Consider the following 15,249-nt stretch of genomic DNA (forward strand, 5'->3'; position numbering starts at 1 on the left):
CTGACCCGCAGAAGAATTGGCCATGCGCCGTGCCAGGTGCCCCGCCAATAGTCTTATGACTTTGCATTCCGGCCGGTTCATCCAGGCTAGTGTGAAGATTTCTCTTTTTTCTGGTGAAGACTCTACAACGATGAAAGCCACACCTCTTTCCACTCCAGATGTCAGTTTATTCGAGCCACCGGTTTTTGGGGATGAGGGTGGTTTCATTGATGAGCGTTTCAATCAAAAATCTTTCGAGAAGGCCAGTTTCGCCCGCGGACTTGATGCACTGCCAGAGTCATCCGAGTTCTTCTTCTACAAATCAGCGGATTATCGCGCGTCTTCCAGCGGGCGGAACTGGGCGTACAACGATCCAGCGATCGAATTCAACTGGCCACTGAATATCCATCCCGCCCGATTCATTAAAGACCAAGCGGCCGTATTGCTGCAAAACGCCGAGGTATTTGCATAGTGAACCCACATCTTTCTCCGGCAAGTGGACCTGTCAGCCTGCTGCGAAGCCTCTGGCACAATCGACAGTTAATCGCCCAGATGACCAGAAGGGAAGTCATCGGCCGCTATCGAGGGTCGGTCATGGGACTGGCATGGTCCTTCTTCAACCCGATCCTGATGCTGGCTGTTTACACATTTGTCTTTTCGGAGATCTTCAAGGCTCGATGGGTGGGCGAAGACGCCGGTAAGGGACAATTTGCAGTCCTGCTTTTCGTAGGCATGATCATGCATGGGCTATTCGCCGAGTGTGCAAATCGCTCACCTTCGCTGGTTCTTGCAAACAGCAACTATGTGAAGAAAGTCGTGTTCCCATTGGAAATTCTGCCGTTGATCACCCTCGGATCGGCACTGTTTCATACCGGCATCAGCTTAATCGTGCTGCTCTTGGCACAGCTAATTCTGACTCATGCCTTACCGTGGACCGCGATCATGCTTCCGCTGATTATGTTGCCGCTGGTTCTCGGCACATTAGGGGTCAGCTGGTTCCTGGCATCCCTTGGTGTGTTTTTGCGAGACGTGAGCCATGTCATCGGTGTCCTTACAACCGTATTACTATTTCTCTCGCCTGTCATGTATCCGGTAGCGGCACTTCCAGCTGCCTATCAACCCTGGATGAAACTCAACCCGCTCACCTATATCATCGAGGAAAGCCGGAACGTACTGTTGTTCGGGCAACTGCCTCAATGGAGCAATCTCTGCTTGGCCATCGTTATCGGAGCTCTGATATCGGCTGCAGGCTATTGGGTATTCCAAAAAACACGGAAAGGATTTGCTGATGTCCTCTGATGATTTCGCAATCAGCGTAAACAACGTCTCCAAATGCTTTTATTCCTATGAAAAGCCTCAGGATCGACTCAAACAGACTTTCGTACCACGATTGCAAAGAATGACCGGGCGCCCTGTCACTACCTATGGCAAAGAATTCTGGGCGTTGCGAGACGTCAATTTCAGCGTCCAAAGAGGGGAAACGGTTGGTATCGTCGGTAGAAATGGCTCAGGAAAATCGACTCTGCTGCAGATCATCAGTGGAACTCTGACGCCTACTACCGGCGTCGTGGAGACCCGCGGTCGAATCGCTGCGCTGCTTGAATTGGGCTCGGGCTTTAACCCAGAATTTTCCGGACGCGAGAATATCTATCTTAACGCAGCTGTCCTCGGACTTAGCCGCGATGAAGTCGATCAACGGTTCGATGCCATCGCCAGCTTCGCAGACATTGGCGAATTCATCGACCAACCCGTCAAAGCTTATTCAAGCGGTATGGCCGTCAGGCTGGCATTCGCTGTACAAGCACAGGTGGACCCCGATATTTTGATCGTCGACGAGGCCCTGTCTGTAGGCGACGCCAGGTTCCAGGCAAAGTGTTTCGAGCGTCTGCGTCAGTTGAAAGACAACGGCACCAGCATTCTCTTGGTGACTCACGCCAGCGAACAAGTGGTGACTCATTGCTCACGCGCTATTTTGTTGGATCGTAGCCGAGTCGAAATGATTGACAAGTCTCGCCCTGTCATCAATCGCTACCTCGATATATTGTTCGGCAAAGACAAACGCCAATCGCTTGAAAAGCAGCAGCCTGAGGAGTCAGTTGTCACCAACGAGGCAATTGCGCCAGTCGATGCGAGCGAAAGTTTGAGCTTCAGTGAAGACAGATTTTCAATGCAGACGGGTTACAATCCTCACGAATACCGATGGGGCGATGGGGCGGCGACACTACTCGATTTCCACCTAAGCGCCAACGGCCGCGACTTTCCGAACACCATAGATGCGGGCGACCATATCTCATTATCGCTGGCAATCAAGTTCAATCATCTCGTCGTCAATCCCATCGTAGGCTTCACGATTAAGACGAAAGAAGGCGTGACCATTTACGGCACCAATTCGGTTTTGCTTGACTGCAATGAGATTAACCAGATGGGCGCCCCGGGCACGCACGCCAAGGCTCGTCTGAGTTTTCAGAACAAACTGGCTTCGGGTGACTATTTCATCTCCGTCGGGATCGCTTCTCGCCAAGGCGAAGAGATCGTTCCGCATGACCGCCGGTATGACTCCATCCACTTCATCGTCTCGCCAACACCTCACCATCATGGCTTGATAGATTTGGCTGTTTCCATGGATTTTGATCAGGTAGATAACAATGCTCGAGCTTGAGCGCAACGGATACTCCCGCAACCCGGAAACTGGCGTATGGCTACGCTCCGACTATGAAGGCATCGCCTATAGCGACGGCGACCATGCGGAAAACCATCTGGCTCGGATTGTTCGCAACGCCAGTGACGTCTCGGTTTTTTCACAGGAGCTTCCGAAGTACTGTCAGGACTGGGCCACCCTTTACCACCTCAGCTCAGCTCGTGGAAATATCCTTCGTCCGTTCGAAGCTTACCTCAAGGGACGCGTCCTCGAGATTGGCGCAGGGTGCGGTGCAATAAGCCGTTACCTTGGTGAGTGTGGTGGCGACATTCTAAGCTTGGAAGGCAGCCCGCGTCGGGCAGCCATCGCCGCCAGCCGAACCCGGGATCTCGGAAATGTCACGGTTCTCTCCGAACGATTCGATGACTTTAAAACGGAAGAGCGCTTCGATGCCATTACGCTGATCGGCGTACTGGAATACGCCAGCATGTTCAGTGCCGACCCGGACCCGGCCTGCGCGATGCTCAAACGCATTCGCGAGCTGCTCACGCCGGAAGGTCGAGTATTCATCGCGATCGAAAATCAGCTCGGCCTGAAATACTTCGCCGGAGCCCCAGAAGATCACCTTGGCATCAAGATGTATGGCATCGAGGGTCGGTACAATGCGGGGCAACCGCAAACCTACGGCCGCAAGGAACTTGCAGAACTGCTATCCCGCGCCGGTTACAAGCAATCGGAGTTCCTGTCGCCGAGCCCTGACTACAAAATTCCGAATTCCATTATCACCGAGCGCGGCGCCCTGACGGCTAACTTCGACTCAGGCAGCCTGAGTGTCCAGAATGTCAAAAAAGATCCGCAGCTACCATCGGACCTGTCCTTCAACCTCGAGAAGGCATGGCCTGTAATTACTGGCAATGACTTGGGATTGGAACTGGCCAATTCGTTCCTGATTGCAGCGTCCTGCACCGATGACAAAGCGATTGACGATAATGTTCTGGCCTATCATTTCAGCACAAACCGAAAAGCAGCTTACTGTAAACAAGCTCTGTTCGTTGAGACCCCTGAAGGTATCAGCGTCCAATACACTCGCCTGGGCGCGCCAGCGCTACGAAGCGATGCAAGCGGTTTCAATTTCATCCTTCCTGAATCAGATCGCTATGTTCAAGGTCGCGTATTGAGCATGGACTTCCTGGCAATCGCCAGAGATCCGCATTGGTCAATTGAGCAGTTTTCAGCGTTCATGCGAACCTACACCGAACATCTACGCTACCTTCTGACCGCGCAAGGAGTGAAGCTTCCACTGGTGAGCGTCGAAGAGCGCCTGCCCGGGAGGTTTATTGATGCGGTTCCGCAGAACATCGTATTGCAACGCGACGGCACCCCACATCTGATCGATCTGGAGTGGGAAGCAACCACGGGCATCGAGTTCGGCCATCTATTGATGCGCGGGCTGCTATTGCTTCTGGCGAACGCCGGCCCTCTACCGAAGGGACCGCGACAGTTTACTCGACGGGAATTTGTATCTGCGCTGATCAATGCTGCGGGCTCGTCCGTCACCGCTGCACAACTTGATCGGTACATTGACGTAGAGTCTCTCTTTCAAGAACAGGTAACGGGTCGAAACCGTGACATGTTCATAAACTGGTTACCGGAAGAATCCGTCAACCCGGTGCCTTTGGAAACCGTTTCGAGCCCTTGCGCATCGCTGTATTACGCGCAAAAAGATAATGGTTTTAACGAAAAAGACGTCATCCACCGCGAGATCAAGTTTGGTCAGCAGACTCTAACATTTCCGTTGGGCATTGTGCCTGCGACATCAAGATATTTGCGCCTGGACCCGGTAAACACACGGGCCTATTTCTCAATAACTTCATTGCGCATACTCAACGAAAACAGCGTCGAGTGGGAATGGAGCGGCGACCTTGATTTTTCCCAGTACGCAGGAATGGTCAATCTTCTCAATGGATGTGAGAAAAGCAACGTATTGCTCAGTACTACTGACGATGTGTATGCCATCCTGCCGGTTACGACTGATCAACTGGCAAATCCTGACAAGTCAGTACTGGAACTGAAACTTCAGGTTTACGACAATCGTCAGGTTTTTGAAAAGTTCGGTTTGAAACTTGAACCAGGCTTAGAACAGCAACGGTTCGACGGCCAAGATCCCTTGCCCGTCTTGCTCGGATTGAACAGCAAACTTCGCCAGAATCTCGAGTTGGTTACCAACGAGTTAGAGTTGGCTACGAACGAGTTGGACTCGGTTGCGAAGGAACTGGCGTTGGTTGTGCACGAGAAAGACACTCACATTCACAACCTGAATCTGACGATCCAGGCTCTGCAAGGGTCGACGAGCTGGCTGATAACTGCGCCACTTCGCAAATCCATTGTATGGGGACGGCGCGCGGAAAAAGCGCTCAGGCTTATTCCGAAGCTCATCAATCGCGGTGGCGGCTTGGGCAATACTCTGAAGAAAGTTCATAGCATTTGGAAAGCACAAGGTGCTGCCGGGATCGTGGCTCGCCTGCGCTGGCTAAGTCGACCTGAAAATCTGGAGTTTGCGGGGCAGGAAACACGGGACGTTCCTGATCGCCATGACTATTCGCTGTGGGTCAGGTACTACGACACCCTTGACGCAGATGCGCGCATGCGCATGGCGAAAGAGATCAGCCGCTGGACCAATGCACCACTGATTTCAATCATCATGCCGGTGTACAACCCACCACTGAATCTCCTGCGCGAAGCCGTCGATAGTGTAAAGGCTCAACTCTATCCCAACTGGCAACTGTGCCTGGCCGATGACGCCTCCACAGACACTGAAGTCAGCGCCTACTTGAAATCACTGGCGAGCGAAGACAAGCGCATCGAAGTTATTTTCAGAGGGGAAAACGGGCACATCTCTCGAGCAAGCAACTCTGCCCTGGAAATTGCCACAGGCGATTATGTAGCGTTGATGGACAACGACGACCTGATAGCGGAAAACGCTTTGTATTGGGTTGCTCGTACGATTATCGAGAATCCGTCGGTTGGTTTGATCTTCTCCGACGAAGACAAAATCGATATCCAGGGTCAACGCAGCACTCCTTATTTCAAACCCGACTGGAATGAATACCTGTTCCGCTCGCAGAACATGATTTGTCATTTGGGCGTCTACCGCCGGGATTTGGTCACTGAAGTGGGCCAATTCCGCGCCGGGTTCGAAGGTGCGCAGGACTATGACCTTGCCTTGCGCTGTGTCGAAAAGTTGCGTCGCGATCAAATCATCCACATTCCGCGAGTCCTCTACCACTGGCGGATGCACAGTGGCAGTACAGCAATGGCCGGTGATGAGAAACCATATGCCGCACTAGCAGGTGTAAAGGCGCTTGATGAACACCTGCATCGCCAAGGCAATATTGGTCACACCGAGCTGCTGCCAATGGGGATGTACCGCGTGCACTACAAATTGCCCGAAGCACTGCCGATGGTTAGCCTGCTCATTCCGACCCGCAATGCCCATGCCTTGGTAAAACAATGCATCGACAGCATCCACTCACTTACCACTTACAGCAACTACGAAATCATCTTGATCGATAATGGTTCGGATGATCCGGAGTCTTTGAAATATTTCGAAGAAATCAAGCGGCTGCCCAACATCAAGGTGATGCGTGATGATGGCCCCTTCAACTATTCAGCACTCAACAACAAGGCCGTAAAAGAAGCGCGTGGAGAGCTCATTGGCCTGATTAACAACGACATCGAAGTTATCACCCCGCAATGGCTGAGCGAAATGGTCTCTATTGCGCTACAGCCCAAGGTTGGTGCAGTAGGCGCGCGCTTGTGGTATCCCGATGATCGCCTGCAGCATGGTGGGGTAATCGTCGGCGTGGGAGGTGTTGCTGGGCACTCACATAAGTATTTGCCAAAAGGCGATTACGGATATTTCTGCAGAGCCGGGTTGATTCAGGAACTTTCGGCAGTCACCGCCGCTTGCCTGATAATCCGCAAGAGCATCTTTAACGAAGTCGCGGGCCTGGATGAAACGAACCTCAAAATCGCATTCAACGATGTAGACTTCTGCCTGCGGGTACAGGAGGCCGGGTATTTGAACGTCTGGACTCCTTTTGCCGAGCTCTATCACCATGAGTCAGCAACGCGCGGGCTGGAAGACACTCCGCAGAAGAAAGAGCGCTTCAAAAATGAAGTCATGTATATAAAATCTCGCTGGCCGAACATCGAATGCGATTATGCCTACAGTCCGAACCTGACACTGGACCATGAGGATTTCGGTTTGGCGTGGCCGCCTAGAGTTAAAATCTAGCTTTCAGGGGCCGCAAGATTAATATCATGACGCTGAAAATACAGGGCACATCAGTGATTGGAAATAATGCTAATCGAGGACCAAGACTCGCCTCGGACAAGTACTGCCAGCTCATGCTGGCAGTACTGTATTTCTTTGTGGTCGCGTTCTGGTCAAACGGCATAGCATTCAATGGCGCCCCTGATGAATCGACTCACTTCTTCCTGCTGGAGTATCTGAATTCATACCACTCCTTGCCTGAAGCCAGCGCGCCCTTGCAAGCCTTCAAAGGGCCTATTTCCGGACGCACTTGGCAGCCAGGAGAGTTTTGGTACCACGGCCTGCCATTTCCCCATGTACTGGGCGCGTTATTGACGACGAACCTGTTCGGCTGGCTTGTGCCTGACAGTTTTCTCTACATCGCGGCGAGAAGTATCAACTGGATATTTGGCAGTGTTTTTGTCTGCGCAATGTTTCGCATCGCTCGAACCATTGGTCTGGGAAATACAACGTCGGTATTGATCAGCGCGACCGTGGCCTTGATCCCTCAAGTAACGTTTGTATTTTCTTACTTTAATAGTGATGGCTACGGCCTGATGAGCGTAGCGCTGACTCTTAGCGCGCTATTTGCCTATGTGGCTCAGCCTACTCGCAAAAGAGCAATTTTCCAGGGGATGGCACTCGGCGCACTGTTTTTAGCCAAGGCTTACTTTTTGCCTGCCGCAGTGTTCGTTATTCTTTTGTTGCTGAGCAACCACTACTTCAAAAGAAGCGCAGGAAAACAACATTCAATCGTGATAATCACAGCCGCACTGGCTGTTGCGGCTCCTCTGCTGATTATAACCTACGCCCATTATGGAGAAGTGTCAGGGTTTGCGGGACAAGCCGCCTTCGTCCAGCTTCACAAAGCCAATCCGGCAGCAGGCTACGGCACCTGTTTTGTCGGATGCGCAGATCACCTGCTAAATGTTGAGTCGCTGATACCGTGGACAGAGCTCACGCTGAAAAGCTATTTCTCTATCACAGGATGGATGAATGTCATCCTCCCCACCGGCTACTACAGGGTGGCGGGGCTATTGTTTCTCAGCTTGATTATTTTTTCGTTGTATCAGGCATTCGCCAACCGGCAACTGTTTGAGAAAAAACAGTACGCTGTTGATTACATCATTCCGCTGATAATGATTTTGGGGTTGTTCCCCTCCATATTCATTCTCAGTTTGCTGGCCTCACAAAAAAGTTTGCCCCAACCACAAGGACGATACCTGTTTGTCACCATCCCGTTCCTGGGGGTATTACTCGCATGCGCAGCGCAGCAATTGATCTTTAGAACCGTACATCGGTCGACTGAAACAACTACCCAAAACTCTCTGAAGTTGCACGGCCTGCTATTGCTGATCGTCGCAGCGTGGATGTGCTGGACAAACTTATTCGCATGGGGGCAGACTTTTTCTTCAACAGACACCCGTAAAACACCATTGATCGCGACGTTTAACCGTCTGATCAATAGTCTCAACCAAATGAACACTGTCAGTTCTTTCCAGAAAGATTCTCTGATTTCGAGATTGAAAGTTACTGCAAACCAGCTGAGTCTGACAGTTCCGTTTATTGATGAAGTGGCCAATGGCACCATTGATGAAATCCACAAAATCAATGGAGGTTTTTCAGTTCGCGGCTGGACCCACATCTCGAACTCTCAAGCTCATGGTCAGTTTGTCGTGATTCTTGAGGGGACAAAGATCAAGGCGGTTGCGGATATTACTCTGCCCCGACCGGATGTAGCCAAGTCGCTGAAAGCGCCCGACGCAGTTCGCTCAGGCTACCAGGTCAATATTCCTTTCGCTTTTGACCAGGCCCCCTGTGCCATCAAGCTCTACACGTTGACTGACGACTTCAAACTTTATTCCATGCCAGATGTTTGCGAAAAACTCGGCAAACTCTGAAAAATACTGGAGCCTGTAGATGAACAATGAATTGATCCCCCTTTTTTCTGCCGCGAAAGTAAATGCCGGGCTGAATTTTCTGTCCCCTCTGAAATCTGTCTTGGACAGTCATTGGTACATCTTGGGTAACGAGGTGAGAAAGTTCGAGGAAGAATTCGCCGACTTCGTAGGCGTTAAAGAATGTATCAGCGTGGCCAATGGCTCTGATGCTCTTGAGCTGGCGCTTCGCGGCCTTGGTGTCCAACACGGGGATAAAATTGTCGCCGTAGCGAACGCCGGTTTTTATGGCAGCACCGCCATCCACGCCGTAGGCGCCGAACCGCTCTACGTCGACATTGATCCGGCCTCGATGACGCTTTGCACAAAATCTCTTGCTCAAGCGATCGATGCGAAGCCTGCCGTCATCATAGTCACGCACCTGTATGGCCAACTCGCCGACATCGAAGAAATCGTCCATATGGCTTCCGCTGCAGGCATTCCAGTACTCGAAGACTGCGCCCAATCCCACGGTGCTACTCGAAACGGAAAACAGGCCGGTAGTTTCGGCACCATTGCCTGCTTCAGTTTTTACCCGACAAAAAACCTTGGCGCACTCGGAGATGGAGGCGCTGTCGTGACCGATGATAGCGAGCTTGCTGGAAAAATCCGCCAGCTTCGCCAATACGGCTGGTCGCAGAAATATCAGGTAGCCATTCCGGGCGGGCGAAATAGCCGCCTCGATGAGATGCAGGCAGCGATCCTGCGGATCAAACTTCCGCATCTGCACAAATGGAATGCTGATCGACGTTCTATTGCCAAACGTTACAATGAGGCATTTACCGGGCTGGACCTTCAGCTACCTTTCTCCGTCGCGGAAGATTACGTTGCTCACCTCTACGTGGTTCGAGTGGTGGATCGCAGCGGTTTCGCAGCTTCGCTGAAAGACAAAATGGTCAGTACGGATATCCACTATCCAATCGCCGACCACCGTCAACCGGCTTACCTAATTGATAGCCCGTTGCCGTTGAGCGAAACTGAACGCGCCTGTGAGACCGTTATATCTCTGCCCTGCTTCCCTGGCCTGACCGATGAGGAAGTCAGCCGAGTCATCGAAGCGGTTACAGCCTACTTCTCCAAGGAGAAATAATTTTGCTCACGCTAGTCATTCCGGTCTATCGCAATGAAAGCAATCTGCCCGATTTGCTAGCGGCTGTTTGCGCGCTGAACGATGAGCTGGATAAGGCACTTGAAGTGGTATTTGTCATCGATGGCAGCCCCGACCGCTGCTACGAGATACTTCGCGATGCCCTTCCCGCTCAACCGTTTCGTTCGAAACTGATCCTACTGTCGAAAAACTTCGGGTCGTTCATGGCGATCAGAACCGGTTTGCAACACGGCACAGGGGATCGCTTCGCGGTCATGGCCGCTGATTTGCAGGAGCCTCCGGAGCTGGTATTGAAAATGAATGCCATTCTGTGTGCACAAAAAAGCGATGTTGTCGTTGGCGTACGGGAATCGCGCCAGGACCCTTGGCCGTCAAGAACGGCCTCGAAAATATTTTGGGGCCTCTATCGCCGTTATGTCATACCCGAAATACCGCCCGGGGGCGTCGATATGTTCGCATGCAACAGAACGTTCCGCGACTCGCTGCTGACGCTGGATGAGCGTCACAGCTCGCTCATCGCGCAACTATTTTGGCTGGGTTACCGGCGTGAAGTTGTTACTTACACGCGTCAGGAAAGAGTGCACGGTACGTCAGCATGGACGTTTCGCAAAAAAGTAAATTATTTGATGGACAGCGTTTTCTCGTTCACGGACTTGCCCATCCGACTGCTCATCAGAGTTGGCGCAACCGGCGCCGGGCTGGCAGCATTTTTTGGCGTATTTACACTGTTCGCTAAAATGCACGGAATGATCGAAGTACCCGGCTACGCAATGATCGTGCTGGCGATTACTTTCCTCGGCTGCCTGAACCTGACGGGCTTGGGTATCGTCGGCTCCTACGCATGGCGCACTTACGAAAATACAAAAAATCGACCGCTGGCCATTCCGATGCGTGTTGAGGGGTTTGGAGACTGATATGGCGGACACTAAAAATTACTTTGTTCACAGTCATGCACTGTGCGAATCCGAAAAGATCGGCAAAGATTCTCGAGTATGGGCATTTGCTCACATTCTGCCAGGGGCTCGTCTAGGGGCGGAATGCAATGTCTGCGATAATGTCTTCATCGAAAACGATGTCATCATCGGGGACCGCGTAACGTTGAAATGCGGTGTTCAGGTGTGGGACGGCATTACCATCGAAGACGATGTTTTCATTGGCCCCAATGCGACGTTTACCAACGACATATTTCCACGAAGTAAGGTCTACCCGACCATCTTTGCCAGGACCATCATCAAAAAGGGCGCATCGCTGGGTGCCAATTGCACCATCCTGCCAGGTCTGACGATCGGCATGAATGCAATGATTGGCGCAGGCGCTGTCGTCACGCGTTCGATTCCGCCAAATGCCATCGTTGTCGGCAATCCTGCGAAGATCATTGGCTATGTAGATGCCAAACCCGTCAATATAGCCCTTGAAAGCCAAGGCAAAGGCGATTACCCCCACATTGTCAGCACTTCGGTCAAAGGTGTGACCATTCACACCTTGAAGGAGGTAACCGACATACGCGGAAGCCTTTCGGCCGGCGAATTCGAACGTTCAGTACCGTTCAGGGCCGAACGTTATTTTCTGGTGTACAACGTACCCACCGCAGAGACACGCGGAGAACACGCGCACAAGGAATGTCACCAGTTTCTGGTTGCGGTCAAGGGGTCTGTGCACGTAGTCGCTGACGATGGCTGCAACCGCGAGGAAATCATTCTGGACAGCCCGGACAAAGGGCTTCATCTGCCGCCAATGACGTGGGGCATCCAGTACAGATACTCTTCGGATGCCGTATTGCTGGTGTTCGCATCCCATTACTACGACGCCGACGACTACGTCCGAAACTACGACGAGTTTACTCACTTGATCCGATCGAACTGAGCCTAGTGATGATTAATCAGGTACTTTCGCGGATCCTGAGATTGGAGATTGCACGGTTTTTGGTGTCAGGCGGATTAAACACCGCCCTGACATACTGCATCTATCTGTTCCTGCTTCTGTTCTTGCCTTACAAGATCAGTTACACCATCTCTTACATAGTCGGGATTGGCATCGCGTACGCGCTGAATCGCTATTTCGTTTTTAATGCCCATCAAGGCGCCAAGTCGGTGGCGTTGCTGCCATTCGTCTATCTGGCACAGTATCTATGCAGTCTACTGATCCTTTGGTTGTGGGTAGAAAAGCTTGGATATGATCAACGGTTTGCGCCGCTGATCGCGATCATGATTACCATCCCGATGACTTTCGCGCTGTCCAGATTGATCTTCGCCAAAAAAGCATAGAGAGAAATAGTCCGCTCGCTTACACAAGTCCGGTATTTCAGGCAGCTATTGCTCATCAGTAGCTGCCTCAAATGACTGTCGTCAATCCTGCGTCGTACCCGCCTTGAATTTCCAGGCTAACCAACACAGCGGCAAATAGGCCACGGGCAATCCGATCAACCAGGAGCCCCCCGCGGCCACCCACATTGCCAAAGGCAATAACCATACGACGTTGATCACAACAACGGCGAGAGTGACGACTTTGTGGCTATCAAATTGCCGTGACGCGTGTTGATAGGCATGACTTCGGTGAGCCTGATACACCTTATCGCCTCTGATCAACCGGCGAATGAGGGTCCAAGTGGCATCGACGATAAATACGCCAAATAAAATAATCCAGCTCCATAACAATTGCGGTGCAATCCAAGCTGCATGGATCGCCAGCGCGCCCAACAAAATTCCAAGAAAGCCGCTGCCGGCATCGCCCATGAAAATCTTTGCGGGTGGGAAATTCCAGAAGAGAAAACCCATGACCGTAGCCGCTAGCAGCAACGGTAACCAAACAAGCTCAGAGAACCCGTTCAGCCAATAAATAGAGCAGATCGCGAGACTGACGCTAATGGCTTCGGAGCTGGCCAACCCGTCGATTCCATCCATGAAGTTGTAGAGATTGAGCATCCAGACCAAGTAAACCAGCGCAATAATATCTCCGAACCACAGGAGATCAATCGTGGCTCCGAAAAACTCAACGGGTGCAAACCCGTTCAGCCAGTAAAGCACCCAAGCCGAAGCGATGAAGTGTGCGAGCAGACGCCACCTTGCAGCGATGTGACCGTGATCATCGGCAAATCCTACAAGTGCGACAAGCAGGCCTGCGCCGAACAGTCCGGCTAGCGCTGCCGGGCTCAGCACGTCGAGACCGGTGAGCAGGGGCAGTGCTAGCAGAAAAGAGACAACGATAGCAACGCCGCCGCCTCGCGGTGTGGCTATCGAATGGGAGCTGCGCTCATTAGGAATGTCTATCAAGTTCTTCGCCAATGCATAACGTCGCAATAAAAACGTCATTCCCCACGAAGCCACGATAACCACGAGTAACAACCACCAAACAGTCATTTCGCTCTTCTTTCCTTATAAAAGCCTGCGGTCTGGCGCATGGCTGTGTCTACGTTGACCGGCGGAGTCCACCCGAGTAAATCGCGATTTTTCTGGATGTCGACCTGAAGCGATCCGCACAGACGTTGAATGACAGCCGATTTGCGCACGATTGAAGCCGACACTTTCAATATCCACTCGGGCACTGGCAGAAGACGGGCGGGCTTGCCCAAGGCCTCGGACAGGCGCCGTAAAAGTTGGCTCGTAGACAGGTCTTCTCCATCACTTACCAAAAATGTCTGGTTGGCTGCTGCGGGATGATCAATACACCTAACGATCAGACTTATAAGATTGTTGATGGCGACGAGACTACGCCGGTTGTAAATTGATCCTAGCGGCAGAGGAACACCTCTATCGAGCCAATCCAGCATATTAAGGAAATTTGCCTTCACACCGGGCCCATAAACCAGCGGCGGACGGATAACCACGACCTCCATAGCGGTTTCGCACGCCAATTGCTGTAAAGCAATCTCCGCTTCGTACTTGGAGACGCCATAGGAGTCTGATGGATTTGGCTGATCCAGAGCTGTAAAGGGTTTTCCCGCCTGAGTGCTTTCACCGTTCACCTTGATTGAGCTGATGAATATGAAACGCTTGACTCCTGATGCCGCCGCGCTCCTGGCCAGACGCAAAGTTCCCTGAACGTTGACTTCGCGAAATTCGTTAAGGGGATCTGCCGAACTGTCATTCATGACATGTACGCGTGCAGCGCAATGCACCACCACCTCAACGTTTCTGAGGGATGACAAGAGCAACGGCTGATTCAGATCAAAGGGTTCAACCTGACACAAACCTTGCAAACGCGTCGCGCCCCGGGCGGCTGCGATCACGGTGTACACCTTGTCTACCAGCAGCCGGAACGCCAACGCCTCACCGACGAACCCGTTTGCCCCTGTGACCAATACTTTTGGCGGGGTCATCTGTTTTTTTTTCCTAATAATGCGGTGGCCCAGCAGATCAAGAAAAAGAAGACTTTGTCACGCGTCCGACGGCGACACCTGCCGGCACTGAATGACAGTTTGATCATTTGCCTGCGTCCCAATGATAGCCAGGCCTGGACAAACGATTCGTTATCCTGCCCGACCAATATTGCGATCAATTGCACCTGGTTGAACCACCAACCATCGTGAATGGTTTTATAACGGGATACCAGGGACCTCAAACCGGTATTGGCGCCAACCTGATTGTTTTCATGCTGACGATAGTCCATGGACGGTTGTGGATCGATATACCACCGATAACCATGACTGCGCGCGAACGCGTAGCAGTACCAATCATGCAGGCTTACCTGCTGCAATTGCTGCCAGTTGGCAAGCATTCTGGCTTTAATCGCAAAGGCCAATCGCTTGCTCAAGACATAGGTGCAACCGGGCCCTGCGGCCTCGAAAAGAAAGTCCCACTCAACCTGGGGCTGAGCCTTGTCGAGCACGCATTCCTTGCCGTCGGGCCAAAACGCCCTGACGTTACTGGAGTAAGCATCTACCTGTTGAGCGGAGAGGGATTGGATTGCGCGCTGAAGTTTGTCCGGGTGCCATATGTCATCCTGATCGCAGAATGCTACGTAGTCGTAGCTGGCGAAGTCGACATCACGAATCAATCGAAAGAAGTTACGGGACGCCCCGCCAAAACGTCCAACGGCCGGTAGTACGGTGATGCGTGGGTGACACGCCGCATAGGACGCGCACCAAGCTTCGGTACCGTCGTTAGAGGGGTCAACGCTGATGAAGATACTGACGTTGACGTCTGCCTGGCAGAGAATCGAGGCCAACTGCTCCTCGATCCACCGCATGCCATTGAAGGCTGCCAGCAAAACCGCAACTTTGGGATGTTTTACTGGCATTCCATTCCTGCTTACGACGCTCACCTTGTCGTCCGAA

General features: G+C 52.1%; 12 protein-coding genes. 9 read left to right on the top strand and 3 right to left on the bottom strand.

Annotated elements, in window-relative coordinates:
• Window positions 1-22 precede the first annotated feature (22 nt).
• Genes AB4N53_RS11600 through AB4N53_RS11640 form a run of 9 tightly spaced genes read left to right on the top strand, consistent with a single transcriptional unit; the run spans window position 23 to window position 12,241 of the window.
• Window positions 23-451, top strand: a complete 429-nt coding sequence (locus tag AB4N53_RS11600) for a cupin domain-containing protein (RefSeq protein ID WP_460120605.1) — start codon at window positions 23-25, stop codon at window positions 449-451.
• Window positions 451-1,278, top strand: coding sequence for an ABC transporter permease (locus AB4N53_RS11605; protein WP_460120607.1), 828 nt, complete (start codon window positions 451-453; stop codon window positions 1,276-1,278). The genes AB4N53_RS11600 and AB4N53_RS11605 overlap by 1 nt, the downstream gene beginning before the upstream one ends.
• Window positions 1,268-2,638 (top strand): ABC transporter ATP-binding protein, encoded by a 1,371-nt coding sequence (locus AB4N53_RS11610; RefSeq protein ID WP_460120609.1) that lies wholly within the window; start codon window positions 1,268-1,270, stop codon window positions 2,636-2,638. Before AB4N53_RS11605 ends, AB4N53_RS11610 begins: the two co-directional genes overlap by 11 nt.
• Complete coding sequence (locus AB4N53_RS11615) at window positions 2,625-6,914, top strand: glycosyltransferase (protein WP_460120611.1); 4,290 nt, start codon at window positions 2,625-2,627, stop codon at window positions 6,912-6,914. The genes AB4N53_RS11610 and AB4N53_RS11615 overlap by 14 nt, the downstream gene beginning before the upstream one ends.
• A 26-nt stretch (window positions 6,915-6,940) precedes the next feature.
• Window positions 6,941-8,833, top strand: coding sequence for a glycosyltransferase family protein (locus AB4N53_RS11620; RefSeq protein WP_460120613.1), 1,893 nt, complete (start codon window positions 6,941-6,943; stop codon window positions 8,831-8,833).
• Window positions 8,834-8,852: 19 nt separating this feature from the next.
• Complete coding sequence (locus AB4N53_RS11625; RefSeq protein WP_460120615.1) at window positions 8,853-9,959, top strand: DegT/DnrJ/EryC1/StrS family aminotransferase; 1,107 nt, start codon at window positions 8,853-8,855, stop codon at window positions 9,957-9,959.
• Window positions 9,956-10,891 (top strand): glycosyltransferase family 2 protein, encoded by a 936-nt coding sequence (locus AB4N53_RS11630; protein WP_460125430.1) that lies wholly within the window; start codon window positions 9,956-9,958, stop codon window positions 10,889-10,891. The genes AB4N53_RS11625 and AB4N53_RS11630 overlap by 4 nt, the downstream gene beginning before the upstream one ends.
• Window position 10,892: 1 nt before the next feature.
• Window positions 10,893-11,840, top strand: a complete 948-nt coding sequence (locus AB4N53_RS11635; protein WP_460120617.1) for a WxcM-like domain-containing protein — start codon at window positions 10,893-10,895, stop codon at window positions 11,838-11,840.
• 8 nt (window positions 11,841-11,848) lie between these two features.
• Entirely contained in the window at window positions 11,849-12,241 is a 393-nt protein-coding gene (locus tag AB4N53_RS11640) for a GtrA family protein (protein ID WP_460120619.1), read from the top strand.
• 81 nt (window positions 12,242-12,322) lie between these two features.
• Here AB4N53_RS11640 and AB4N53_RS11645 read toward each other — a convergent pair whose 3' ends face one another.
• The 3 genes from AB4N53_RS11645 to AB4N53_RS11655 are packed head-to-tail and all read right to left on the bottom strand — an operon-like array spanning window position 12,323 to window position 15,212.
• A complete protein-coding gene (locus AB4N53_RS11645; protein ID WP_460120621.1) occupies window positions 12,323-13,333 on the bottom strand; it encodes an MraY family glycosyltransferase in 1,011 nt (336 codons plus the stop codon).
• Window positions 13,330-14,292, bottom strand: a complete 963-nt coding sequence (locus AB4N53_RS11650) for a UDP-glucose 4-epimerase family protein (protein WP_460120623.1) — start codon at window positions 14,290-14,292, stop codon at window positions 13,330-13,332. The genes AB4N53_RS11645 and AB4N53_RS11650 overlap by 4 nt, the downstream gene beginning before the upstream one ends.
• Window positions 14,289-15,212 (bottom strand): glycosyltransferase, encoded by a 924-nt coding sequence (locus tag AB4N53_RS11655; RefSeq protein WP_460120625.1) that lies wholly within the window; start codon window positions 15,210-15,212, stop codon window positions 14,289-14,291. Before AB4N53_RS11655 ends, AB4N53_RS11650 begins: the two co-directional genes overlap by 4 nt.
• Window positions 15,213-15,249: the final 37 nt, after the last annotated feature.

Source organism: Pseudomonas sp. H3_E04 (assembly GCF_054668915.1).

Coding starts and splice junctions, on each gene's coding strand:
- AB4N53_RS11635 (WP_460120617.1), top strand. CDS start 10,893: ATGGCGGACACTAAAAATTACTTTGTTCACAGTCATGCACTGTGCGAA.
- AB4N53_RS11640 (WP_460120619.1), top strand. CDS start 11,849: ATGATTAATCAGGTACTTTCGCGGATCCTGAGATTGGAGATTGCACGG.
- AB4N53_RS11645 (WP_460120621.1), bottom strand. CDS start 13,333: ATGACTGTTTGGTGGTTGTTACTCGTGGTTATCGTGGCTTCGTGGGGA.
- AB4N53_RS11625 (WP_460120615.1), top strand. CDS start 8,853: ATGAACAATGAATTGATCCCCCTTTTTTCTGCCGCGAAAGTAAATGCC.
- AB4N53_RS11610 (WP_460120609.1), top strand. CDS start 1,268: ATGTCCTCTGATGATTTCGCAATCAGCGTAAACAACGTCTCCAAATGC.
- AB4N53_RS11620 (WP_460120613.1), top strand. CDS start 6,941: ATGACGCTGAAAATACAGGGCACATCAGTGATTGGAAATAATGCTAAT.
- AB4N53_RS11650 (WP_460120623.1), bottom strand. CDS start 14,292: ATGACCCCGCCAAAAGTATTGGTCACAGGGGCAAACGGGTTCGTCGGT.
- AB4N53_RS11655 (WP_460120625.1), bottom strand. CDS start 15,212: ATGCCAGTAAAACATCCCAAAGTTGCGGTTTTGCTGGCAGCCTTCAAT.
- AB4N53_RS11600 (WP_460120605.1), top strand. CDS start 23: ATGCGCCGTGCCAGGTGCCCCGCCAATAGTCTTATGACTTTGCATTCC.
- AB4N53_RS11615 (WP_460120611.1), top strand. CDS start 2,625: ATGCTCGAGCTTGAGCGCAACGGATACTCCCGCAACCCGGAAACTGGC.